Source organism: Paenibacillus pasadenensis (assembly GCF_023715725.1).
In the GTDB taxonomy this organism is placed as follows: domain Bacteria; phylum Bacillota; class Bacilli; order Paenibacillales; family Paenibacillaceae; genus Paenibacillus_O; species Paenibacillus_O pasadenensis_A.
Window position 1 is genome coordinate 18,344 of record NZ_JAMBOT010000015.1, and the last position, 21,359, is coordinate 39,702.

22 protein-coding genes and 1 pseudogene are annotated in these 21,359 nt (G+C 55.4%); 20 read left to right on the forward strand and 3 right to left on the reverse strand.

Annotated features, from left to right (window positions below; genetic code table 11):
- Nucleotides 1-339 precede the first annotated feature (339 nt).
- Nucleotides 340-573 carry a hypothetical protein gene (locus tag M3223_RS21455; RefSeq protein WP_251565442.1) on the reverse strand — a complete coding sequence of 78 codons (234 nt, stop codon included), beginning with the start codon at nt 571-573 and terminating at the stop codon, nt 340-342.
- 216 nt (nt 574-789) lie between these two features.
- On the opposite strand from M3223_RS21455, the gene M3223_RS21460 reads away from it, so the two are divergent.
- From M3223_RS21460 to M3223_RS21525, 14 genes are all read left to right on the forward strand, one after another.
- The gene (locus M3223_RS21460; RefSeq protein WP_251565444.1) at nt 790-1,146 is read left to right on the forward strand and encodes an ArsR/SmtB family transcription factor; all 357 of its coding nucleotides are present in this window, start codon (nt 790-792) and stop codon (nt 1,144-1,146) included.
- Between the two features lie 117 nt (nt 1,147-1,263).
- A complete protein-coding gene (locus tag M3223_RS21465) occupies nt 1,264-2,376 on the forward strand; it encodes an NADH:flavin oxidoreductase (RefSeq protein ID WP_251565447.1) in 1,113 nt (370 codons plus the stop codon).
- Between the two features lie 315 nt (nt 2,377-2,691).
- Nucleotides 2,692-3,147: a prepilin peptidase gene (locus tag M3223_RS21470; protein WP_251565449.1), complete on the forward strand. Its 456-nt coding sequence runs from the start codon at nt 2,692-2,694 to the stop codon at nt 3,145-3,147.
- A 39-nt stretch (nt 3,148-3,186) separates the two neighbouring features.
- Nucleotides 3,187-3,987, forward strand: coding sequence for a Flp pilus assembly protein CpaB (gene cpaB, locus M3223_RS21475; RefSeq protein ID WP_251565451.1), 801 nt, complete (start codon nt 3,187-3,189; stop codon nt 3,985-3,987).
- 3 nt (nt 3,988-3,990) lie between these two features.
- Nucleotides 3,991-5,226, forward strand: coding sequence for an AAA family ATPase (locus M3223_RS21480; protein ID WP_251565453.1), 1,236 nt, complete (start codon nt 3,991-3,993; stop codon nt 5,224-5,226).
- Nucleotides 5,174-6,514 carry a CpaF family protein gene (locus tag M3223_RS21485; RefSeq protein ID WP_251565455.1) on the forward strand — a complete coding sequence of 447 codons (1,341 nt, stop codon included), beginning with the start codon at nt 5,174-5,176 and terminating at the stop codon, nt 6,512-6,514. The genes M3223_RS21480 and M3223_RS21485 overlap by 53 nt, the downstream gene beginning before the upstream one ends.
- The gene (locus M3223_RS21490; protein WP_251565457.1) at nt 6,507-7,448 is read left to right on the forward strand and encodes a type II secretion system F family protein; all 942 of its coding nucleotides are present in this window, start codon (nt 6,507-6,509) and stop codon (nt 7,446-7,448) included. Before M3223_RS21485 ends, M3223_RS21490 begins: the two co-directional genes overlap by 8 nt.
- A gap of 5 nt (nt 7,449-7,453) precedes the next feature.
- On the forward strand, nt 7,454-8,383 hold the full coding sequence (locus M3223_RS21495) for a type II secretion system F family protein (protein WP_251565460.1): 930 nt from the start codon (nt 7,454-7,456) through the stop codon (nt 8,381-8,383).
- 28 nt (nt 8,384-8,411) lie between these two features.
- Nucleotides 8,412-8,633 (forward strand): Flp family type IVb pilin, encoded by a 222-nt coding sequence (locus M3223_RS21500; RefSeq protein ID WP_251565462.1) that lies wholly within the window; start codon nt 8,412-8,414, stop codon nt 8,631-8,633.
- The gene (locus M3223_RS21505; RefSeq protein ID WP_251565464.1) at nt 8,614-9,045 is read left to right on the forward strand and encodes a TadE/TadG family type IV pilus assembly protein; all 432 of its coding nucleotides are present in this window, start codon (nt 8,614-8,616) and stop codon (nt 9,043-9,045) included. Before M3223_RS21500 ends, M3223_RS21505 begins: the two co-directional genes overlap by 20 nt.
- A 4-nt stretch (nt 9,046-9,049) precedes the next feature.
- Nucleotides 9,050-10,861: a hypothetical protein gene (locus tag M3223_RS21510; protein WP_251565466.1), complete on the forward strand. Its 1,812-nt coding sequence runs from the start codon at nt 9,050-9,052 to the stop codon at nt 10,859-10,861.
- 2 nt (nt 10,862-10,863) lie between these two features.
- Nucleotides 10,864-11,160 (forward strand): hypothetical protein, encoded by a 297-nt coding sequence (locus M3223_RS21515; protein WP_251565468.1) that lies wholly within the window; start codon nt 10,864-10,866, stop codon nt 11,158-11,160.
- A 19-nt stretch (nt 11,161-11,179) separates the two neighbouring features.
- Nucleotides 11,180-12,640, forward strand: coding sequence for an S-layer homology domain-containing protein (locus M3223_RS21520; RefSeq protein ID WP_251565470.1), 1,461 nt, complete (start codon nt 11,180-11,182; stop codon nt 12,638-12,640).
- A 1-nt stretch (nt 12,641) separates the two neighbouring features.
- Nucleotides 12,642-13,622 carry a pilus assembly protein TadG-related protein gene (locus tag M3223_RS21525; protein WP_251565473.1) on the forward strand — a complete coding sequence of 327 codons (981 nt, stop codon included), beginning with the start codon at nt 12,642-12,644 and terminating at the stop codon, nt 13,620-13,622.
- 48 nt (nt 13,623-13,670) lie between these two features.
- Here M3223_RS21525 and M3223_RS21530 read toward each other — a convergent pair whose 3' ends face one another.
- On the reverse strand, nt 13,671-14,726 hold the full coding sequence (locus M3223_RS21530) for a copper amine oxidase N-terminal domain-containing protein (protein ID WP_251565476.1): 1,056 nt from the start codon (nt 14,724-14,726) through the stop codon (nt 13,671-13,673).
- A 195-nt stretch (nt 14,727-14,921) separates the two neighbouring features.
- Between M3223_RS21530 and M3223_RS21535 the strand changes: the two genes are divergently transcribed.
- Nucleotides 14,922-15,488 carry a GNAT family N-acetyltransferase gene (locus tag M3223_RS21535; RefSeq protein ID WP_251565478.1) on the forward strand — a complete coding sequence of 189 codons (567 nt, stop codon included), beginning with the start codon at nt 14,922-14,924 and terminating at the stop codon, nt 15,486-15,488.
- A 70-nt stretch (nt 15,489-15,558) separates the two neighbouring features.
- Here the strand turns inward: M3223_RS21535 and M3223_RS21540 are convergent, their stop codons facing one another.
- Nucleotides 15,559-16,629 carry an LLM class flavin-dependent oxidoreductase gene (locus M3223_RS21540; RefSeq protein WP_251565480.1) on the reverse strand — a complete coding sequence of 357 codons (1,071 nt, stop codon included), beginning with the start codon at nt 16,627-16,629 and terminating at the stop codon, nt 15,559-15,561.
- Nucleotides 16,630-16,880: 251 nt separating this feature from the next.
- On the opposite strand from M3223_RS21540, the pseudogene M3223_RS21545 reads away from it, so the two are divergent.
- The 5 genes and pseudogenes from M3223_RS21545 to M3223_RS21565 form a co-directional block, all read left to right on the forward strand.
- Nucleotides 16,881-17,036 (forward strand): annotated as a pseudogene (locus tag M3223_RS21545) (hypothetical protein); the annotation flags it as partial.
- The gene (locus tag M3223_RS21550) at nt 17,033-17,887 is read left to right on the forward strand and encodes an aminoglycoside 6-adenylyltransferase (RefSeq protein ID WP_251565484.1); all 855 of its coding nucleotides are present in this window, start codon (nt 17,033-17,035) and stop codon (nt 17,885-17,887) included. The pseudogene M3223_RS21545 and the gene M3223_RS21550, both read left to right, overlap by 4 nt.
- Nucleotides 17,888-17,931: 44 nt before the next feature.
- Complete coding sequence (locus M3223_RS21555; RefSeq protein ID WP_251565487.1) at nt 17,932-18,243, forward strand: Dabb family protein; 312 nt, start codon at nt 17,932-17,934, stop codon at nt 18,241-18,243.
- Between the two features lie 133 nt (nt 18,244-18,376).
- A complete protein-coding gene (locus M3223_RS21560; RefSeq protein WP_251565489.1) occupies nt 18,377-20,065 on the forward strand; it encodes a glycoside hydrolase family 13 protein in 1,689 nt (562 codons plus the stop codon).
- Between the two features lie 606 nt (nt 20,066-20,671).
- Nucleotides 20,672-21,148 (forward strand): SMI1/KNR4 family protein, encoded by a 477-nt coding sequence (locus M3223_RS21565; protein WP_251565491.1) that lies wholly within the window; start codon nt 20,672-20,674, stop codon nt 21,146-21,148.
- The last annotated feature ends 211 nt before the right edge of the window (nt 21,149-21,359 follow it).

A 21,359-nucleotide genomic window follows, 5' to 3' on the forward strand; every position in this document is an offset into this window, starting at 1 on the left:
TTACGGAGCGTGAACCCGCGCGAACAGCCGCTGATAAGGGCGTCAAACGCCCTTAAGGAGCAGGAAATCGCGCGAACGGTTCGCGCTATAATCCACAGCCGAAGCGGATGCCGCGCTTTCCCATGAGAACATCACAAAAAAGCAGCTCACAACGCTGTTAGAGCGCTGGGCTGCTGACTGAGTTAAGATCCTATTAAATTCAAGTCACGCCGCCAATTGGATGCTGCCGGATTGCGGCCGCTTCCTGTCCTTCCATGGACAGCATACAGCAGCATTTTCCCGCCGCCCTGCTTAAGCAGGGCGGCGACCTTTTTCGTTATCATAGAGGCCGAAAACGGCCTAGGCATATCCCAGCTGTTGAACGGGTTCCTCCGCCACGGGCGGATTCCATGCTCCCTCAAGCGTGCGTGTTGTCACCAGACGCAGCACAAAATGCCCCAATTCTTCAAAGCTCAATTGTTTTAAGCTCTCGATGAACTCATCGGTTAGCACGCTGTCGCCAAGAACTTCCTTGACCACTTCAATCACGGTGTGCAGCCGCGCCGTGTGCTCAAGCTCATTAATGCTTCTCATCTAAAGTTTGACCTCCCGGAATGATGCCTACCACCGATTCGGTGCGGCCGAAATGCGGCTCTGGTCGAATATGTCAAAAATCCGTCTGTAAGATAGTAGCACGCGAGCCTGCCCGACTGGTCAATCCTTAAGGAATTATAATGTTGTTATCATTTTTCTCATGGATAGTGCTTTGGTATAATAACATTATCCGTACTGAAGAACGAGGTGAAGGCCATGAGTACTAATCAGCTGTCGAACGATGAGGTTATGGCAATACTAAAAACTCTCTCTAACGAGACGAGGCTCAACATATTGAACTGGCTGAACAATCCGGAGGAATGCTTCGGTAAAATGCCGGACCAAGTTCGCGCAGACTTCCCATATGGCGTATGCGTGGGCCAAATTAAGGACAAATCGGGCCTGACCCAGTCCGTTATCTCTTCTTACCTGGCCTCCATGCAAAAAGCGGGTTTGCTGGAATCGCGGCGGTTTGGCCAATGGACCTATTATCGGCGTAATGAACCGGTCATTGCGGCGTTTATCGTGGCTATGGCAGCTGAGCTTAAACCAGTTGAGTCTGCAAATCCCTGAGTTTGTACGCCGGATTTGTCGGTGGACAGCAAATTAGGATGAAAGTTGTGCTTGCTTTTACATTCATTAATCTATATATTCATAAAAGTAGATATTATATAGATGGAGGGATTTATAATGCCAACTGTCAATCATGCCAAACCGCTGTTCCGCCCGTTCGAGGGCGGCAAGCTTAGGCTGGATAATCGCGTCGTGATGGCTCCGATGACAAGGAGCTTCTCTCCCGGCGGTGTGCCAGGAGAAAATGTAGCTGCTTATTACCGCCGCCGTGCCGAGCATGGAGTCGGTCTTATTATTACGGAAGGAACGGTCATCAACCATCCTGCTGCGGCTGCGGACCGGGACGTGCCGCATTTTTACGGCGAAGAAGCGCTGGAAGGCTGGGCGCGGGTCGTGCGCGAGGTGCATGAGGCGGGGGGCAAAATCATTCCGCAGATTTGGCATGTCGGCATGGCTCGTTCGCCGCAAACGTTCCCGGAATCGGATGCCGTTCCCGTCGGCCCGTCCGGGCTGTCCCTGACAGGCGAGAAGGTGTCGGAGCCGTTAACAGCGGAGGAAATTCGCGGCCTCATCGGCGGTTATGCTCAAGCGGCGGCGGATGCCAAACGCCTCGGCTTCGACGGAGTGGAAATTCACGGTGCGCACGGGTACTTGATCGACCAGTTTTTCTGGGAGCGTACGAATAAGCGCGAGGACGAATACGGCGGCGACCTGGTCGGCCGCACACGTTTTGCGGTAGAGGTAATCAAGGCGGTACGGGAAGCGGTAGGCCTGGATTTTCCGATCGTGTTTCGTTTCTCGCAATGGAAGCCGGTTGACTATGCCGCTAAGCTGGCTCAAACGCCGGAGGAGCTGGAGCAGTTTCTTGCGCCGCTCAGCGCTGCGGGCGTAGATATTTTCCACGCCTCCACACGCCGGTTCTGGGAGCCGGAATTTGCAGGCTCGGAGCTCAACCTGGCTGGATGGACGCGCAAAATTACGGGCAAGCCGGTCATTACGGTCGGCTCTGTCGGCCTGGATTCCGAGTTCACAAGCTTGTTTGAGGAAGGCAGAGGCGGCGAAATTACAGGAATCGAGAGTCTTTCCGAGCGCTTGGAGCGCGAGGAGTTCGACCTCGTGGCTGTTGGACGCGCGCTGCTTGTTGATCCCGCATGGGCAGAGAAAATTCGAGATGAGCGCACCGAAGAGCTGAAGCCGTTCGGCAGAGAGTCGCTTGGCAGCTTGAGCTGAGGATCACCAATTCTATATCGATTGAATAACGCCAAAAAGGACGGTCCGACGGATCGTCCTTTTTGCATTTCTGCATGTAAATTATCCCAAATAGAGTTATGGGTATATAGAACCATGTCTAAAGTTCTGTTTTTAACGAGGAGTTTCCGGTTATATACAGGGAAAAGGAAAATGTGTGCAAAAACAATCGGAATTTCCTTTGTAGTTACAAAAAGATAGTTAATAGGAATAACGACTGTTCCAAAAGTCTTATTTACGGGAGGAAAGGATTTTGCCACAATGAGTGGCGTCATAAAGATGCTTTAAAGGAAGTGATTGCTGCTGACGGTTTGGCTGCTTATTCCGTTGGGACTTTTGCTCGTATACAGCGTTGTGACGGACCTGTCCAAAAGGCTGATTTATGATCATGCGACCGTCCCGGCTATCGTTTATTTCATGCTCATACATACGATTCATCCGCAAGGAAAAGGGGTTCTTTACACGTTGGCTGGAGCGGGAGCGCTGCTTGCCGCAGGGCTGTTGATGGCCTGGGTATCCCGCGGAGCGTTTGGCGGCGGAGACATCAAGCTGCTGGCGGCTGCGGGTGCGGCGCTTGGAGCGTTGAACGGTATTGTACTGATTGCCGCCGCCTTTTTCGCCGCCGGCATCGCCGCTTGGCCGCTGTTGCTGTTGCGCTGGCTTGCGCCAAAGCGTTTTGGCGGCATAAAGGAGCTGCCGATGGCTCCGTTTATCGCGGTTGGCGCGGCGGCAGCGCTTCTCATCGGTTTTTAATGTTCGTCATTCATATTTATTCAAGAGGTGTCCTAAACGATGTTTGAGTCCAAGCGACGCGCACTGCTGCTGCTCATTTTTTCTCTCGCCTTCGGGGCTGTGGCAGTCATTTTATTTTCCGGTTACATGCAGGAAACGAAGGACAGCTTGGGCGAGCTTGTCACGGTGCAGGTGGCTGGAAGCGATATTCCGGCCGGAAGAGTCATCGAGGAGGATCTGCTGGAGGAGCAGGAAATTCCGCGTAAGTATATGCTCGACAGCCTGATCGAATCCCCTTCCGATCTGATTGGTAAAGTATCCATGGTGCCGATTGTTAAAGGAGCGGTCATCACCCAGGCCATGCTGCGCGACAATAGTCTTGTATCAGGCGGGTTCCGGCAGGTGCTGCTGCGCGCTCCGCTCGCGGTGTTCGATGACCAGATTGATGCGTACGACCAGGTTGATGTAATGATCTCCTACGAGCAAGCCGAAACGGCGGGCTCCGGGGGAGCCGACCGCCGCACGACGCAGGTGCTGTTGAAAAACGTTACGGTCAGCAGCGTGCATAAAACGGGCGATGAGGTGACGGCGATCGGCATTATGGTAAAGCTGACGGATGCCAAAAGCGTGATTTGGGCGCTGAACTACGGCAAGGAGGTGCGTCTGCTGAAAACAGGCAACGCCAAAGCGTCAGAGGAAACAGGCGCGGCAACCGGACCGAAGCAGTCGCCAAGCCCTTCACCGAAGCCAACACCTCCTGCCGCTTCCAACAAGGAGACCGTCAAGCCAGGCGCTTCGACGAAACCCGGCGCATCAACCAAACCGGGAGCAACGACTTCCCCGGCCAAGGGAGGCCAGTAACCGATGAGCGACAACGCCAAAATTACGCTGATTACCGACGACAGCCGTCTCATGCAGCAGCTGCAGCAAAATCTGACGTTTCTGAACTTTACGATCGGGGAGCAGATCACCAAGCCCCGCGAGGCGTACATGGAGCTGAACCATACCGAGCCGCGCATCATTGTGCTGGCGGAGCCGCTGGAGCCGGTAAGCGTGCCGGGCATCGTCCAGCAGCTTAAAAAGGTCAACGAATCGGCGCCGGTCATTTATCTGAGCCGCACGGACGATTTTGCCGCAATCCGTGAGCTTTACCGGGCAGGCATCTCCGATGTGCTGCGCGTGCCGGATGAGCTGGAGCAGCTGGAGGCGGCGCTGCAAAAGGCGGCGCGTTTCGCCCGCGCGGGACGCTCTTCCGCTTCAGGCCGGGGAAATCGTGCGCAGGGAGGGCGGATCCTCGCCCTGTTCAGCGCCTCGGGCGGCTCCGGCACAACGACGGCGGCGCTGCATCTGGCGCAGATGCTGGCGATGAAGCCGGGTGCGCGCGTGCTGCTGGCCGACCTCAACATGCAGTACGGCGGCTTGCAGCATTACCTGGACATTCAGGCCGAGCGCGATCTCGGCGATTTGAAGTCCGTGCTGCAGGAGCTGACCTACAGCCAGCTGAGCAACGTGCTTTACAAGCTGGAACCGTCCGGCGTGCAGGTGCTGCTGTCGCCTGCCCATCCGCAGGAGGCAGAGACGTTCGGCGGCTCGGATATAGAGCTGCTGTTCAGCGCCTGCCGCCAGCATTTTGACTATATCGTGCTGGATCTGCCGAAGTCTCTGGACGAAATCTCTATCGCTGCGCTTAACCATGCCGACCGCGTCTTTTACATGCTGAACGTGGACCGTCCGTCGATTGTGCGCATGAAACATGCGTTTGATATTATGGACCGCTACCATCTGACGGATGCGGAGCAGTTGTCGATTCTGGTGAACCGCCACAGCAAAAAAGCCGACGTCACGCTGGACGATCTCGGCAAAATGGTATCGGTTCCGGTCATCGGGGTTATTCCTGAGGATAACAAAATGGGCATTCAGTCCCGCATGAACGTAGGCAAGCCGCTGCATGTGGAGCCGGGCATGAAGATTAAACGAATGAGAGGGCCGCTCAAGGAGTACGCCGAGCTGGCGCTCAAGCTGTTCAAGGAAGAAGGAGGCGAGGCGCATGTCGATCTTCCAGCGGTTAAGCAGCAGTCTGGACGACAGATCAGCGTCTGAGAAGCCTCAAGACTATCTTGACCAGCTGTTCAATCATTACAAGGAGCGGCTTCTCAAGGAGACGAACCTGGATCAGCTGATCAAGCTTCCGACCTACCAGAAGCGCAAAACGATTGAAAAGCTGATTACCGACATGATGGAGCAGGAGAAGGTCATCATCACCCAGATGGATAAAACCCGTCTGCTGGATATGATTCTCGACGATTCCGTCGGTTACGGTCCGCTGGAGCCGCTGCTGCAGGACGATGATATTACGGAAATAATGGTCAACGGGCCGAACGAGATTTATATCGAGAAAAAAGGCCAAATCTCTCAGGCGACCATCCAATTTAAAAATCAGGATCATATCCGCCATATTATCGACCGGATTGTCGCTCCGATTGGACGGCGGGTGGATGAAAGCTCGCCGCTCGTCGACGGGCGGCTGGAGGACGGCAGCCGGATCAACGCCGCGATTCCGCCGATTGCGCTGCACGGTCCCGTGCTCACGATCCGGAAGTTCAAGAAGGACCCTTACGTCATGAAGGATTTAATGGGGTTCGGCTCGCTCTCGGGTAAAATGTCTCAGTTTCTGGAAGCGGCGGTTGCCGGCAAAATGAACATTTTGATTTCCGGGGGGACCGGCAGCGGCAAAACGACGCTGCTCAACATCATTTCGTCCGCGATTCCCGTCGGGGAGCGCGTCATCACGATTGAGGATATGGCGGAGCTGCGCCTCAACCGCAGAAACTGCGTATCGCTGGAAGCCCGTCCCGCCAATATGGAGGGCAGCGGTGAAATTACGATCCGCCATCTCGTGCGCAATGCGCTGCGGATGCGTCCGGACCGGATTATCGTCGGCGAAGTGCGCGGCGCGGAGGCGCTCGACATGCTGCAGGCGATGAACACCGGCCATGAGGGCTCGCTGACGACGATCCACGCCAACACTCCGAAGGATGCGATGAGCCGTCTGGAGGCGATGATCCTCATGTCCAACACGTCGATGACCGCGGATGTCGTTCGCCCGTTCATCAGCGCTGCAATTCAGCTCGTTGTGCAGACGCTGCGCCTGCCGGACGGCACGCGCAAAATCGTGTCCGTCGCCGAGGCGGTGAACGAGGGCAGCGAGCTGAAGCTGAAGGAGCTGTTCCGCTACCGCCGCACCGGAACGGACAAAAACGGCCGCGGCATCGGATATTTCGAGACGACGGGGTACGTGCCGGAATGCCATGACAAAATTGCGTCGCTTGGCTACGATCTGGGGCTGGATTTTTATCTGGCTGACCGGGAGGAGAGCGTCCATGCCTGAGCACAGTCTGTTTCTGCTCGTTGTGTTCGCTGCAGCGGCGTTTGGCTTATACGGCGTTATGGAGCTTGTGCATGCCCGCCGCGGCATGAATGCACTGAACCGCAAGCTGACCGAGCTGCATACGGAGGATGCGCGCGCACGCAGCAGCGCATACCGCCGGCTGAGCTTGCGGCTCGGCGCTTCGGAGTATGGCCGCAGCTGGGCGGATCGGCTGTCCGCAGCCCACATCAAGCTGTCGCCGCTCAACTGGCTGCTGCTGCTGTGGGGCTCGTGGATCATGATCAGCTTCCTCATTGCGAGCCTGCTTGATCTCGGCTTTCCGTATAATCTGCTCATCGCTTATCTGGTTACCAATCTGGGCTCCAAGCAGCTGCTCAAAAGCCGGCAGCAGAAGTTCGGCGAGCAGATTAACCGGCAGCTGCCGGAAATTTGCCGCATGATGTCCAGCTGCGTGCGCGCCGGGATGAGCATCCAGCAGGGCATCGACATGGTGGCGCAGGAAATCAAGCCGCCAGCCGGATTTCTGTTCCAAACGATGTCGCGCGAGCTGAAAATGGGCACTGGGGTCGGCGATGTGCTGGAGCGGGTGCATGACCGGTTCACAAGCAAGGATATCCGCCTGCTGACGCAGACGATTATCGTCCAGCGCCAGGCGGGCGGCAACCTCGGCGCGGCGCTGGACCATCTGGCCCGCACGCTGGAGGAGCGCGAGCGCGTCAATCGTGAAATCAGCAACCAGACGGCGGAGTCCCGTTACATCGCCTTCACGCTGGCGCTGATGCCGGTCTTTCTCGTGTTTGTGTTTAATACGATTTTTAAAGGCTTCATTACGCCGATCTTCACGCTGCCGGGCATGATTTTGCTGGCGGTGGTCATCGTGCTGATGCTGATCGGTTTTTTGCTGATCAGCAAAGTTTCCCGGATAAAGGCGTGATCGTGATGGAATGGTCCAAACTGCTGCTTTTCGCGGCTCTGGCGCTGTGGGCGCTGTCGATGGCGCTGTTCGCCCTGTATATATTCAAGCGGATTGCGCTGATGCAGCGGCTCGGCTTAATCGAGAAGGAAAAGAAGAAAAAAGAGCGGTTGTCGGGACGCATAACCGCCAAGGTGTTCCGCTGGTCCGAGGGGCTGACGCCGCTTGGCAGGCGCTTCCGGATGTTCTCCAACGACGAGCTGCTGGAAAGGCGGCTTGCGCTGGCCGGGCATCCGCACGGAATGAATCTCGACGTCTTTTACGGCTTCCGGTTTCTGTGCCTGTTCACGGGCCTGCTCATTGGCATGCTGCTGTCGCTTGTCGGCTTTAGTCCGGCCGTCGTTCTGCTGCTGTTCGCCGCCGGTTTTGCTTACCCCGCCATCTGGCTGCGCTCGGCTGCAGCCGGACGCCAGGAGCAGATCGGCATTGATCTGCCCGACTTCATGGACGCGATGAGCGTAACGCTGCAGGCAGGCGTGCCGCTTGATCCCGCGATGAAACAGATCGTGCGGACGATGGACGGCCCGCTGAAGGAGGAGCTGCAGCGGTTCCAGCAGGAGCTGGATATCGGGGTCCCTCGCGAGCAGGCGTATATGCGCCTGATGAACCGGAACCAGTCCAAGCCGCTGGAGATGCTTATTTTGTCGCTGATCCAGGGCAGCAGGCTCGGCGTTCCGATTTCCAGCACGTTTAAGACGCTGGCGGAGGATATGCGCGACACGCGTGTATCCAGCGTGAAGGAGAAAGCAGCCAAGGCGGGCCCGAAGGTGACCTTGATTACAACCTTTGTTATTTTGCCGGCGGTCATTTTGTGCATTGTCGGTTTGTTAGTACTGAACTTTATTTACAACCCGGAAGGCATCGGCATTTCGTGGGACGGATTGGACAGTCTGTAAATTCGAACTTGAGAGGAGGTGAACCAATATGGTACGCACAATTGGTCTTCATCTGTATGCGAAGGCGCAGCAGGCACGCAGCTTTTTGAGCAATCAGCGCGGAGCTCAGGCGATCGAGTACATCGGCGTCGCAGCCGTTGCCGTCGTCCTGATCATTGCGTTAATCTCCATGTTTGGCGGTGATGGCGGTGGCATTGCAGAGCAGCTTAAAAACAAGCTTAAAGAATTCATTGATAAAATTAAAATCTAAGCATTCGGGCGGTCGGGCTGCGGCCCGCCCGTTTTCCCGTTTCCTGCGCAATGAGCGGGGAGCCCAGGCGATTGAATTTGTCGGCATTATTCCTCTTTTTCTGCTGATGATTCTCGTTGTCGCCCAGTTTGCGCTTGTCGGCATAACAGCCGTAGTTGCCAAACAGGCGGCAATGGAGGGAGCGCGCGCCGCGATGGTGGCGGACGGCTCTGGACCCGGTTATGAAACTGCCGTGCGCAATACGGCAGGCGGCTATAAAGTTCGGAATATATCCCGCTCAACGAGCGGTGAATACGTAACGGTAAGGGTTGAGCTGGAGTCGCCGATGGTGACAGGCTCGTTGTTCGGCTCCGGCTGGGCGCTGCCAATCAGCACCCAAGTTACCGTCATGAAGGAAAAAACGGACGAATGAGGAGGTGAACGTCATTCGAATCCGAAACAATCCGGTTCGTTATGTTATGCTCATGCTTTTGCTGCTGGCGGGCCTGCTGCACGGGCTTCCGGCTTATGCGGCTTCTTCCGACAGCGGCATCGGCACCGGCCTGGAGTCGTATGATATTCCCGATAAGGGAGGCGATAAGCCGCCTTCCTCGATTGACGTCGCCGTTCCGGACGGCTCGACCGGCGCTCCGGATTATGACAACGGAGACACGGCTGAGCCTGGGCCGCCCGCATCGGGCGGAGATGACGGCGGGGACGGGAACGATGGAAGCACGGGAGGGCAAGGGCCAGGAGGAGTAAACACCGGGGACGGGACGAATTCCGGGGGCACAACCCCTGGCGGAACCGATTCCAGCAGCACAAACCCGGGAGGCACGGATCCTGGCGGAACCGATCCAGGCAATGCCGATCCAGACGGCGGCACTGACGATACGCCGGATGGAAACCAATCCGGTACCGATACTCCCGGCACGACCGATCCCGGAGGTACGGGTTCATCGGACACGGGGGGCAGCGATACGGATTCCGGTGATACCGGAGAACCGGGAACGGACTCTGGCGATACCGACTCCGGCGACACCGATTCTGGCAGCGGCAGCACCCCGGACAGCGATAACCCAAATACCGAATCCGGTGACAGCGGCAAGCCTTGGTACCAGACGTTATGGGAAGGCACGGTCCAGTTTTCCAAGGGCGCAGGAGCCGGACTGATTGGAGCGGTTGTCGTTGTTGTGGTCATCGTAGCGGTAGCGGCGATTATCGGCGTCACCTTTGGAGCGCCGGTCATTATCGCCGCGCTAGTCGTCGGTGCGATTGCCGGCGGCATTTATGCTCTTGTCGCCGGAGACGCGTTTGATTTTGTCAAAGCGATGGGCATTGGCGGTTTGGCCGCAGGTTTTGTGCTGACGCTCGGCCATGCCGGTGTGTTTGCGGCAGCGAGAGGGGCTTTCCAGCTCGTGCGCTCCGCCGGACTCAAACAGGCGCTTCAGATGGCTGGGACGAGGATATTGGCCTTTTCCAGAACGGCGCTGGGCAATGTGAAAACTACGTTTTTAAACGTAGTCAAACATCCGATTGCCGCTTTGAAGGAATCGCTTGTGTCCAAAACGTTTTATTTCTCCACAACGATTAATGTGTTCATTAACGTAGGCTTTGATATGGTCGCCACGGGCGAGTTCCCGACTCCGCTCAAGACGCTTGGCCTCGTCGCGGAAAGCGCCGCTGGCGCGTTTGTGTTCGACCGTATCGGCGCTGCGCTCGGCGCGGCTGCGAACAGCGGCCTTGGCAAGCGGGTATCGGCGATGTTCGCCCAGTCGTTCGAGGGCTTCATCGTGTCGCTCGCCAAGCAGGAGAAGACGGACGGAACGACCGTTGCGGCGCAGGGCTTTTTCAAGGGCTTCGTGCTGCAAACGCTGTTCGGCGGACGCTTCAACCGTCTGCGTACCGATGAAAATATCGGCACGGCCTTCTCGGATTTAGGCTTGCGAACCGTGGATGACATCGTTCCGAACAACTCGCGTACGATTACCAACGCCGAGTTGAACCGGATCTGGAACGATTCCGCCAATACGAACAATATCAACCGCTGGGATAACAGCGGCAATCCCGTGACGCAGCAGCAGTGGAACCAGCTCCAGCAAAATCAGCAGGCTCTGGATAAGCTGTCCGCCAGCGAAGGCGCGATGCAGGAGTCGGCTGAGGTCAGCGGGGATAAAGTCATTAACGAAGCGGATAAAGCGCTCGAAGGCAACGGCCAGGAAACTGCGAACGAGAAAGGGAGCAAATAGTCATGCTGCAAAAAATTAAAGCCATGGACGACAAGCTGCTGACGAAGCTGATGATGTGGACCAGTCTGTTTTTCATCGTTTCGCTGTTTGTTCTCAGTTATCTGGCCGGAAGCAACGATTATATCAGCTTCGGCACGGCGGTTGTGTTATGGATCGTCAGCTTTTTGCCGGCGCTGGCGGTTATGGTGCTCATGTTCATTCATGGCGACGCGCAGACGCGCAGAACGTATCTGTTTCGCATCGTGCTGGCCGTAATTGTATTTGGCGGTTTAAATCTGTACCGGTATTTATCGAATTAATGCGAAAGGCTGTGATTCGTTGAAATCGACCTCAACCCGCAAGGCGGCAGCCGCAGCCGTACTGGTGCTCACGGGACTGCTTGCCGCAGCCTGCGACAGCAGCGACGGGAAAAAGACGGAGCCGCAGCAGTCCGTCCTTCCCTCATCTTCGCCGGCCGTCTCCCCTTCCCCGGGGGGCGGGCTGAACGAAGGAACGGAAGAGCCGCAGCCGTCTCCGGCGACTGTCGCCGTGTCAGATATTAGCAAGCACAAGTTCCGGAACGAAATCGTGAAGCTGTTGGAAAGCGGAGCGGCTGCTCCCGATGCAGACGGGCGGTTCCGCCCGGCGGAGCCGGTAACGCGCGGCGAATTCATCCGCTGGATGAGCGCTTACGACAACAAAGGCATCGCTGCGGATAACCCCGGCACGCCGACCTTCAGCGACCTGGCTCCCGGCAGCGAAGATTACGAGCTAATCGAGGGGCTGGCGAAGGCGGAAGCGATCGCCGGCCTGGAAGACGGCACAATCCGGCTGGGGGACAATTTGACCCGAGGCCAGCTGACGCTGTTATGGGCGTGGTACCAGAAAAATACCGGCGTCACCGGATCGCAGATGGACCGGACGTACTCGGAAGTAAATCTGATGAGCCGGGAAGACCGCAAGGAGATTCCCGACGCCGTTATAAAGCCTGTCGCCTATTATGTGAATCAGGATGAGAAGCCGTATTTGCGGACCTTCGGCGATACGAGCCGGCTGTCGGCGGAAGCGGAGGTCAGCCGCTCGCAGGCGGCGTTCTGGATCGTCAGCAACGCTGGCGAGGAGAGCCGCCGTTCGTCCGGCGCAGCGTTCTCGCCGCCGCCGGTTAAGGCAGCCGTTGAAGTTAGCGGACCGGAGCCGGAATCGCCGGCGGCGGGTCAGACGGCTAGCGATGCGCAGGGGCATAAATTCGCCGCAGCGATCGGCAAGCTGACCGCAAAGGTGAAGCTGGAGGCGGACGGCAAGTTCCGCCCCGACGAGCCGATTACCCGCTCGGAGTTCATCCGCTGGATGAGCGCCTATGACGATAAAGGCGTCATTCCGTTTCGGCCGTCAACGCCGACTTATACCGATTTGGCTCCAGAGTCCGAGGATTATGAGCTGGTAGAGGGCTTGACCCAATCCGGCATTATCGCTGGGTTTCCGGACAAAACGATGCGGCTGGAGGAGAAGCTGACCCGGGAGCAGCTCACGCTATTATGGGGCTGGTATCAGCGGGATAGCTTTGTCGTTAAGCCGGTTTATGCGGCGGACAGCGCCAAGGTGAACCTGCGCCGGTTCGAGGACCGAGACAAAATCGGCAATCTGTTCGCGGTGAGCGTGGATGGTTACGTGAACCGTGAAGGCAAGCCGTATCTGACTGCGTTCGGAGACGCGAAAAAGCTGGAGCCGCAGGCGGCGGTAACCCGAGCCCAAGCTGCATTCTGGATTACCGAATACGCCAAGGGCGGCTCGGAGGGCTGACATGGACGGCTTCTTTAGCAGAATGGCAGCGGAGCTGCGCCCGTCACGGTCCTTCATCCGCCGCAGCGGCCGTTTGTCCGCAGCTGTTGCGGACGGCGTGTGGAAGGCAGGGCAGCAAGGCCGCTTGTCTGCTGCCGTTGCAGACAGCCAAGTCCGGGCAGAGCGCAGGCAAGGAGCACGCGGGCTCGGCGCGCTTCGCAACGAACGCGGCAGCATGTCGCTGCTCGGCATCGGTATGGTGGCGATGTTCATCGTGCTCGCCATCTATCTGTTTTACTTCTACACCGTATTTATCGAGAAGCGCCAGGCGCAAAACGTAGCGGATGCGGCATCCCTGGCCGCTGTGGAAACGATTAAGGACGTTTATGAAAAGGCGCTGGAGGGGCGGGCGTTTCAGGAGGCCGAGCGGTTGTACGACGGGGAGATGGATGCGCGGCGCACGCCGAGCCCCACGCCGACGCCGACTCCTACCCCGACGCCAAGCAACCCGGGCGGACTGCCCGGCGCGACCGTTACGCCGACCCCTACCCCAACGCCAACGCCGAAACCGACCGCTCCTCCTTCCCAAAGGCGACTGTTCGCGGACAAAAAGCTGTATGACGAGATCGTGGAGGATCGCATGCACCGCCGTTCCGGCTGGATGGAGGACAACTGGATGCGAATCGTGAAGGAGCGGTTTTTTGCCGACGAATTTACGGCCTCCCGCAACGGCGAGCTGTTATACGATACGATCAAGCATGAGTCGGGGCTGATCGGCGGAGCGGCTAAGGAAACGGCCCGGCGCAATGAAGGTGTTGCTGGCGGATCGCTTTTATTCCCGTCCGAGGGCAAACCCAAGTTCCTGCTGGAATCAGGCCGGACCTTAACGATTGACGCGATCGGCATTCGCGAGGATATTCCGGCGCTGGCTGCTGCAGGCTTGAATTCCAAATCGATTCCAATCGATGTGAGCGGCAAAGTGCCGTTTAAGATTCATTGGTAAATGACAAAAAGGCCTCTCCCACGCGGAGAGGCCTTTTTGCTGCTGCTGTTATCCCATTTTTTCCTGATTATCAATGACAATCTGATCTTCCAACACATACGCGTTGTTCAGTCGCAGAACGTCCTTGAAGAAGGAGAGCGGCACATAAGTGGAGCCGTTCACTAATTCCGGCGCGGTTCCGAGTTCAATCGGTGCCATTTTGTTGTAGGTATAGTAGTCTTTTCCGATCTGCAGCGACGAGGTAATGCCGATCCAAGCCGTTTTTGTAGCGGATTCCCATTTCAGCTTCTGGTTCAGCGCTTCCGTGATAGCACGGAGCGGCACCATGACTGTGCCCTTTTCATCGGTAAAAGCAGCAGGGGCTTCGATGGTTTTGCCTTCTACAACGATGCTGTGATTGGCTACGTCGCCTGGCGCTTCATCCACAGGAGCTTCGGCGCCTGGCGCCGGGACGGCTTCCTCGAACAATACGACAATCAGCTCGGGAGATGCTTGGGCCGGAAAGCTGAGCGTGCTTACTCCGTATTTAACTGCAAGCGCGCGCCCGTTCAGGTCGCCGGTGAAAGGTTTCCCGTCCTCTGTGATGATCTTCGTTTTGTCCGAAGGGAGGATAATCAGGGAATTGTCTTCGCTTAAATAGCCGTTTTTCAGCTCGGCATTGCTGCTAAAACGGTCCACCTTCCACGTATTCCCGGCATCGGCAGTGACGACAACCTCAGCCTCGAATTGCGGCGGATAGATCATGATCATCGGTTTTTTGGCATCGTAGAAAACGATTAGTTTAGCGCCGACCTTCAGCTGATCGGGGCTTTCGACATACGTGTTTGACGTCACGGACACATTGGCGATCACTTCTCCGGTGTCATTTTCGAGACTCACGGTTTTGGTGCCCGGCTGCGTTTCGCTGTCGGTAATCGATTTCACCGTGCCGCTTACGCTGGCAAAGTTCGGCTGCGCCTGCTGATCATCCGGGGCCGGAGTTTCCGTTGGCGGTTGAGTTGAGATCGGACCCGATGCAGGGCTTGCGGCGATAATGGACGATGCTGCAAGGGATAGAGCTGCGACGGATAGCAGGGCGGGAAGTGCTTTAGCTGACTTTTTCATAATCTGATCGCTCCTGTTCGTTTTGTTCCACTTGGTTAATGTTTCCCTTTTGCACCGTTCCAAACGCATCATAGCGCTGAAATGTTGCAAAAATGTTTCCGGCGTGTACCTTTGCAGGAATAAATCAATGTTGATTCTATAAGTGATTAGACTATAATCAAATTAGATAAATATTAAAATACTGAGGTGTGCAATATGAACGAGCTTGAGCTGATTCCCGGCAGATGGGAGACGGAGCGTTTTTTTGTTCGCATGATTGAAAAAAGCGACGGAGAGGCGGCGCAGCGGATTTACGAAGCGGCAATGCCTTCCACGGGATGGGGTGAAGGAACGTTTAATCCGGTGTATATCCGGGATGTGCTGGCAGGGAAGCCGGAGCTGCCGCCGGGCGGGGAGGCTTCCCGTGCGCTGGTTCAGCTCGTTTATGACCGTAACGCGGTGAAAGCGGGGGAGCCGGTTGCAATTATGGAACTGTATCACGGTTATCCTGGCGCAGGAGATTTGTATATCGGTTTATTCGGCGTGAGTCCTGGCAGCCGTGGGCTTGGATACGGCAAGGAGATTACAGCCGGAATAACCGAGGCTGCATTTGCTCAGGGTTATGAGTCGGTGCGAGCAGCCGTTGATCTGAAAAATTGGCCCGGTTTGCGTTTTTGGCTCGGCTGCGGGTTTACGGACGCGGTGAAAATAAAAGGCGAAAAAGAACATAGCGAAAAGGGGATTGCGGTCATCGAGCTGGCGAATCGCAGGAACGGCCGATAACGGCTACTAACGGCAAAACAGGCTGCACCGGCGCCAGTGTCATGGCAAAGGTACAGCCCGTTTTGATTTGTTAGGCTTGAGAGTTTTGTTTCGCCAGCTCGCGGCGGACGATCGGCGCAACCTTCGTGCCGAGCAGCTCGATCGAGCGCAGCACCTCGCGGTGCGGGATGGCGCTGACGTCTACATGGTGGAAGAAACGCGTGACGCCAAGATTGCGGTGCAGCAGTAAAATTTTCTCGGCCACGTATTCCGGGTCACCGACGTAAAGCGCTCCGCGGAGCCCGCTTCCTGCGTCGAAGTTCTCGCGGGTAAACGAGGAGTTCCAGCCGCGCTCGCGTCCGATCTTCGACATTTGCGCTTGGTAAGGCTCGAACAGCAAATCGCCGGCAGCCTGCTTCGTATCCGCAATAAACCCGTGGGAGTGGGTGGCAATCTGCAGCTTGGTCACATCATGCCCGGCTTGGGCAGCGGCTTTTTTGTACAGATCTACAAGCTGCGCAAAGCTCTCCGGCATACCGCCAATAATCGCATACGCAATCGGCAGGCCGAGCAGTCCGGCGCGGATCGTCGACTGCGCGTTGCCGCCGGTGGCGATCCAGACAGGAAGCGGGTCTTGTACGGCGCGCGGGTAGACGCCCAGGTTTGGAATGGATGGGCGATGCCCGCCGCGCCAGCTTATTTTTTCCGAGCGGGCGATGTCGAGCAGCAGCTCCAGCTTTTCATCGAACAGCTCCTCATAGTTCTCCAGGCTGTAGCCGAACAGCGGAAACGATTCCGTAAACGAGCCGCGGCCCGCCATGATTTCCGCGCGGCCGTTCGACAGACCGTCCAGCGTAGCGAACTGCTGGTACACTCGGACGGGATCATCCGACGAGAGCACCGTCACCGCGCTTGTCAGCCGGATATGTTTCGTTTGCGCAGCTGCCGCCGCCAAAATAACAGCCGGAGCCGATCCCGCATAGTCAGGCCGGTGATGCTCCCCGATTCCGTATACATCCAGTCCGACCTGATCGGCAAGGACGATTTCCTCCACCGCCTCACGCAGCCGTTCGGCGTGGTTTTTCGGCGTTCCCGCCGGACTCGACGTCGCTTCCAGAAATGTGCTGATTCCGATTTCCATTGTTTGCGCCATGAGATTCATCTCCATTTTCTTCTTTGTGGTATTATTATACTATATTATTTTTAGTTTCTCAATATAAGTTAGTAAAATTAGTGGAACTTTATTCAATTTGCCTGGAACTGAGCTCCAGCGCCTCTACGAGCAGGCTTCCCAGGTTCGAGCGGCGAAATGTACGGGATAGGTCAGGGCGTTCAATTAACGCTACATATTAATAGAAGGAATAAGGAGGTTTGATTCCAAATTAGAAAAACGGATATCAGGCCGCTCATCCGCAGCGGGCTTCAGCCTACGGCGAATTGAAGAGGGAATTGGCCCGGCGATGGCCGGATGATACGCATCAGTATCAGGAGGGCAAAGGCGAGTTCATGCAACAGCTCGTTCGGGAAGCGGACATTTGGGCGGAAAAAGGAGGCGCATCGGGACAGTGAGAAACGAAGCGGAAATGATGGAGCTCATTCTGGGAACGGCCAGCGGCGACGAGCGCATCCGGGCAGTCTTCCTGAACGGTTCGCGGGTAAATCCGACGGTAGAGGCGGACCGGTTCCAGGACTACGATGTTGTGTACCTGGTGACGGAAATGGCTTCTTTTCTTAACGACGACAGCTGGATCGACCGATTCGGAGAACGGGTGATTTTGCAGATGCCCGAACGGATGAAGCTTGTGCCGCCGGACGATAACGGCCGGTTTCCTTATCTCATGCAGTTTGAGGATGGCAACCGGATCGACTTAAATCTGATTCCAGTTGAGCAGGCAGGAGATTATGTCCGGGAGGACAAGCTCATTCGGGTGCTGCTGGATAAGGACGGGCTTCTGCCGAAGCTTTCGGAGCCGACCGACGAGGATTATTATGTGGAGCCGCCAAACCGCGAGTTTTTTGACAACTGCTGCAATGAGTTCTGGTGGGTGTCGCTTTATGTGGCCAAAGGGATATGGCGGGGCGAGCTCCTATATGCACTGGATCATCTGAATGGTCCTGTGCGCGAGATGCTGATGCAGATGCTGAATTGGCAGGCCGGTTATCGAACTGGATTTTCCGTGAGCACGGGCAAAAACGGGAAGTATCTTCAACGCTATTTGCCGCAAGAGAGCTGGGAGTCGCTGCTGCGTACTTATCCGGCTGCGGAATCCAGCTCGATCCGGCAGGCGCTTGAAGCGGCGGCGGAGCTTTTCGGCCGTACGGCAAGAGATGTTGCGCAGAATCTTGGATGCCTCTACGACGAGGAGCAGGAGCTGCGGGTGCGGCGGTATATGGAGCGGGTTTTTGGGGAGCTGGAGTAAGACAGATTAACGGCACGAATATTTAATACAGGAGGATCTTTCACATGATGGAGCATCTCGTATCATTCCGGTTCAACGGACCGCTTGAGCCGATTAAACAGCAGGAGCTGCTTGGATTGCTTTATGGGCTTAAAGATCAGGTTCCGGGTATTGTGGAGCTGACGGCGGGGTTCAACGAAACGGAGGAGACGGAGCATATTCACGGCTTTTCGCTTGGACTTCGCGTAACGTTTACCGACCGGGAAGCGCTGCGCGCGTACGGCCCGCATCCGGCGCATCAGGCTTTTGTCGCTAGCCTCGAAGGACTGGTAGACCAAGTTGTTGTTGTCGATTATCCGATTGAGTCTGCCCGATAGATCAGCCGGGATTATTTTCAGCGGCTTCATTCATATGTGACTTCTTTCAAGGTAGCAACGCTTCCGAACGGGTAATGATGTAGGCAATGAGCCGGAACACTTAATACCGTTTCATGGATAGGAGAGAGCATTCATGACCAAAGCCTGGTGGAAAGAAAGCGTTGTGTACCAAATTTACCCCCGCAGCTTTCAGGACAGCAACGGCGACGGCATCGGGGATATTCCCGGCATCATCAGCCGGCTGGATTATTTGCAGGAGCTTGGCGTCGACGTCGTTTGGCTCTGTCCCGTGTTTGAGTCGCCTAATGATGACAACGGATACGATATCAGCCACTACCGCCGCATCATGAAGGAGTTTGGCACGATGGCGGATTGGGAGCGGCTGCTGGACGGACTGCACAGCCGGGGCATGAAGCTGATCATGGACCTGGTCGTGAACCATACATCCGATGAACATGCATGGTTCGAGGAGTCACGGCTGTCCAAAAACAGCCCGTACCGGGATTATTACATTTGGCGCGATGGCCAAAACGGCCGGGAGCCGAACAACTGGTCCAGCTTTTTCAGCGGCTCCGCCTGGAAATACGACGAGGAAACGGGCCAATACTTCCTGCATTTATTTTCAGGCAAACAGCCGGACTTAAATTGGGATAACCCGCGCGTCCGCCGCGAAGTGTACGATATGATGGCTTGGTGGCTGGATAAAGGCATTGACGGCTTCCGCATGGACGTCATTAATCTCATTTCCAAGGTGCCGGAGCTGCCTGACGCGCATGGGGACGGATGGTACAACTTTGGCGGCGAGTTTTTTATGAACGGACCGAAGGCGCATGATTATTTGCGGGAGATGAACCGGGAGGTTCTGTCACGCTACGATATTATGACCGTCGGGGAGACGCCCGGCGTCACGCCGGATGAGGCGGCAAAGTATGTGAGCGAGCACAGGGGAGAGCTGAACATGGTGTTTCAGTTCGAGCTGATGGACATCGACTCCGGTTATGGCAAATGGGATGTGCGGCCTTGGCGTCTGCGCGACTTCAAACGCATCATGAGCAAGTGGCAGACAGGGCTGGCAGGCCGGGGCTGGAACAGCCTTTACCTGAACAACCACGATCAGCCGCGGTTGGTGTCTCGCTTTGGGGATGACGGGCGGTATCGCAAACAATCCGCCAAAATGCTCGCCACCCTGCTGCATACGCTGCAGGGTACGCCGTACATTTACCAGGGCGAAGAGCTTGGCATGACCAATGTGCGTTTCGGATCAATTCATGAATACAAGGATATCGAAACGCTGAATATGTACCGCGAGCATCTGGATGGCGGGCGGCCGGAGCAGGACATCATGAACGGAATTTACAGCAAAGGGCGCGACAATGCCCGCACACCGATGCAGTGGGATGCTTCCGCGAGCGGCGGCTTTTCGACAGGGCAGCCGTGGATATCGATGAATCCGAATTATACCGAGATTAACGCCGAGGAAGCTCGTCTCGACGAGGATTCGATTTTCCATTATTACAGGAAGCTGATCCGGCTGCGCAAGGAGCATACGGATTCGATCGTGTATGGTCGGTACGAGGAGATTTTGGAGCAGCATGAGCAGATTTATGCCTATACGCGTGTCGTGGACGACGGCGAAAAGCTGCTCGTGGCGCTCAACTTTTACGGCGAACCGGTGGAGTTTAAGCTGCCGGACGGGGTAGGGGCTGAGTTCGAGGGCGGAGAGCTGCTGCTTGGCAACTATCCGGCCGAAGAAGGGCGGGACTGGAGAAGCTTCACGCTTCGGCCTTATGAGGCGGTTGTGATACGGGGACAGAGTAATTAAAAAGTTTAAACTTAACCGTTGTAGGGATTTCCCTACGACGGTTTTTTCATGGGGCATCAGCTGAGTTTAAGCTCTATTATTTAGATATGCGATTAAGACAATCAACCCAAGAAGTATCATTGAGAAAATAAATAGAGCACCCATCCTTACAATTAGCTTTCTTTTTTTAGGATCGTGGCATGATTGTTGATAGGCCCCTATGATGATGAGGGGGATACCGATTAGACCAATAAAAGGAAATTTTTCTATGTGTTCTATTTGTTGATTGAAAAAAGTGAAATTATTACATATTCTCACTATCCCTGCCATGATAGATGTTGAGCTAATAAAAACCATGCCAATTAAAAATAAAGTTGAGTATTTTGATCTTTCGTAAATAAAATAGGCGATTAATAATAAGCCTAACCCGATCGAAAGGATTACATAGAGTGGTGATGGCAGGTTTTCATAAAATGTTATAATTTTTAAATCCCCCGTTTTAATGTCATTAAAGTCGCTGGGCCTGCTAACTTGATTTTATGATTAGTGATAGAATACGGCATGTGTGTATAATAACTCCACATGTTTTTTAAGTGGCTTTTTGAGCTGACATTGGGGGAGTGATCAATGCTAGACGAATTAATTCAAAAAATCTCACATTCACATGATTGCACGGTATTTCCGCCTGCAGGCCAGCCATCTGGCATGAGGCACGATATTCCTGGCGACCTTGAAACATTTTATAAGCTTTGTGGCGGTATGCTGCTTTTTGAGGGAATGGACTATTCGATTACAATTGTCCCGCCTGACCAATTTAAAACAGCCAATCTTGTCATCCTTGGAGAAGAGATAGAAGATGACCGTTCATCGGATTGGTTTGTCATAGCGACAGACGGACACTCTCAATATATTACATTTGATTTGAATAGCAATAGACTCGGCAGATGTTATGACAGCTTTCACGATCGTCACGGTATTGCGGGCAGTACCGATGTGATTGCACACTCATTTACTGAGCTGCTTACGCGGCTTTTTGAATATGGCGGCAAGTATTGTTACTGGCTTGAGGATAATTTCAGTTATATGGGTGATGCCTATGATTAATTACACTGACAGCTGGGAGGGAAGTGGAATGAAAGAAAACATCATTTAGTCCCTTGCACTGAAAAAAACACCTTCAAAATGGGCGATTATTCGTTTCAAAATAGGCGGTTATTGTATGGTGGCGATAGGAGTTGCTCTTATCGTTCTTCAGTGGACGGGCTTGCTCTAAAGCACCATTCAGCGCTGCATGCTTAACTTAAATCCGCACCAT

Bases quoted from the DNA above. Each gene is read 5' to 3' on its own strand.
- M3223_RS21515 (WP_251565468.1), top strand. From the start codon at position 10,864: ATGCTGCAAAAAATTAAAGCCATGGACGACAAGCTGCTGACGAAGCTG.
- cpaB (WP_251565451.1), top strand. From the start codon at position 3,187: ATGTTTGAGTCCAAGCGACGCGCACTGCTGCTGCTCATTTTTTCTCTC.
- M3223_RS21485 (WP_251565455.1), top strand. From the start codon at position 5,174: ATGTCGATCTTCCAGCGGTTAAGCAGCAGTCTGGACGACAGATCAGCG.
- M3223_RS21560 (WP_251565489.1), top strand. From the start codon at position 18,377: ATGACCAAAGCCTGGTGGAAAGAAAGCGTTGTGTACCAAATTTACCCC.
- M3223_RS21490 (WP_251565457.1), top strand. From the start codon at position 6,507: ATGCCTGAGCACAGTCTGTTTCTGCTCGTTGTGTTCGCTGCAGCGGCG.
- M3223_RS21460 (WP_251565444.1), top strand. From the start codon at position 790: ATGAGTACTAATCAGCTGTCGAACGATGAGGTTATGGCAATACTAAAA.
- M3223_RS21455 (WP_251565442.1), bottom strand. From the start codon at position 573: ATGAGAAGCATTAATGAGCTTGAGCACACGGCGCGGCTGCACACCGTG.
- M3223_RS21480 (WP_251565453.1), top strand. From the start codon at position 3,991: ATGAGCGACAACGCCAAAATTACGCTGATTACCGACGACAGCCGTCTC.
- M3223_RS21555 (WP_251565487.1), top strand. From the start codon at position 17,932: ATGATGGAGCATCTCGTATCATTCCGGTTCAACGGACCGCTTGAGCCG.
- M3223_RS21565 (WP_251565491.1), top strand. From the start codon at position 20,672: ATGCTAGACGAATTAATTCAAAAAATCTCACATTCACATGATTGCACG.
- M3223_RS21465 (WP_251565447.1), top strand. From the start codon at position 1,264: ATGCCAACTGTCAATCATGCCAAACCGCTGTTCCGCCCGTTCGAGGGC.
- M3223_RS21540 (WP_251565480.1), bottom strand. From the start codon at position 16,629: ATGAATCTCATGGCGCAAACAATGGAAATCGGAATCAGCACATTTCTG.
- M3223_RS21495 (WP_251565460.1), top strand. From the start codon at position 7,454: ATGGAATGGTCCAAACTGCTGCTTTTCGCGGCTCTGGCGCTGTGGGCG.
- M3223_RS21530 (WP_251565476.1), bottom strand. From the start codon at position 14,726: ATGAAAAAGTCAGCTAAAGCACTTCCCGCCCTGCTATCCGTCGCAGCT.
- M3223_RS21500 (WP_251565462.1), top strand. From the start codon at position 8,412: ATGGTACGCACAATTGGTCTTCATCTGTATGCGAAGGCGCAGCAGGCA.
- M3223_RS21525 (WP_251565473.1), top strand. From the start codon at position 12,642: ATGGACGGCTTCTTTAGCAGAATGGCAGCGGAGCTGCGCCCGTCACGG.
- M3223_RS21535 (WP_251565478.1), top strand. From the start codon at position 14,922: ATGAACGAGCTTGAGCTGATTCCCGGCAGATGGGAGACGGAGCGTTTT.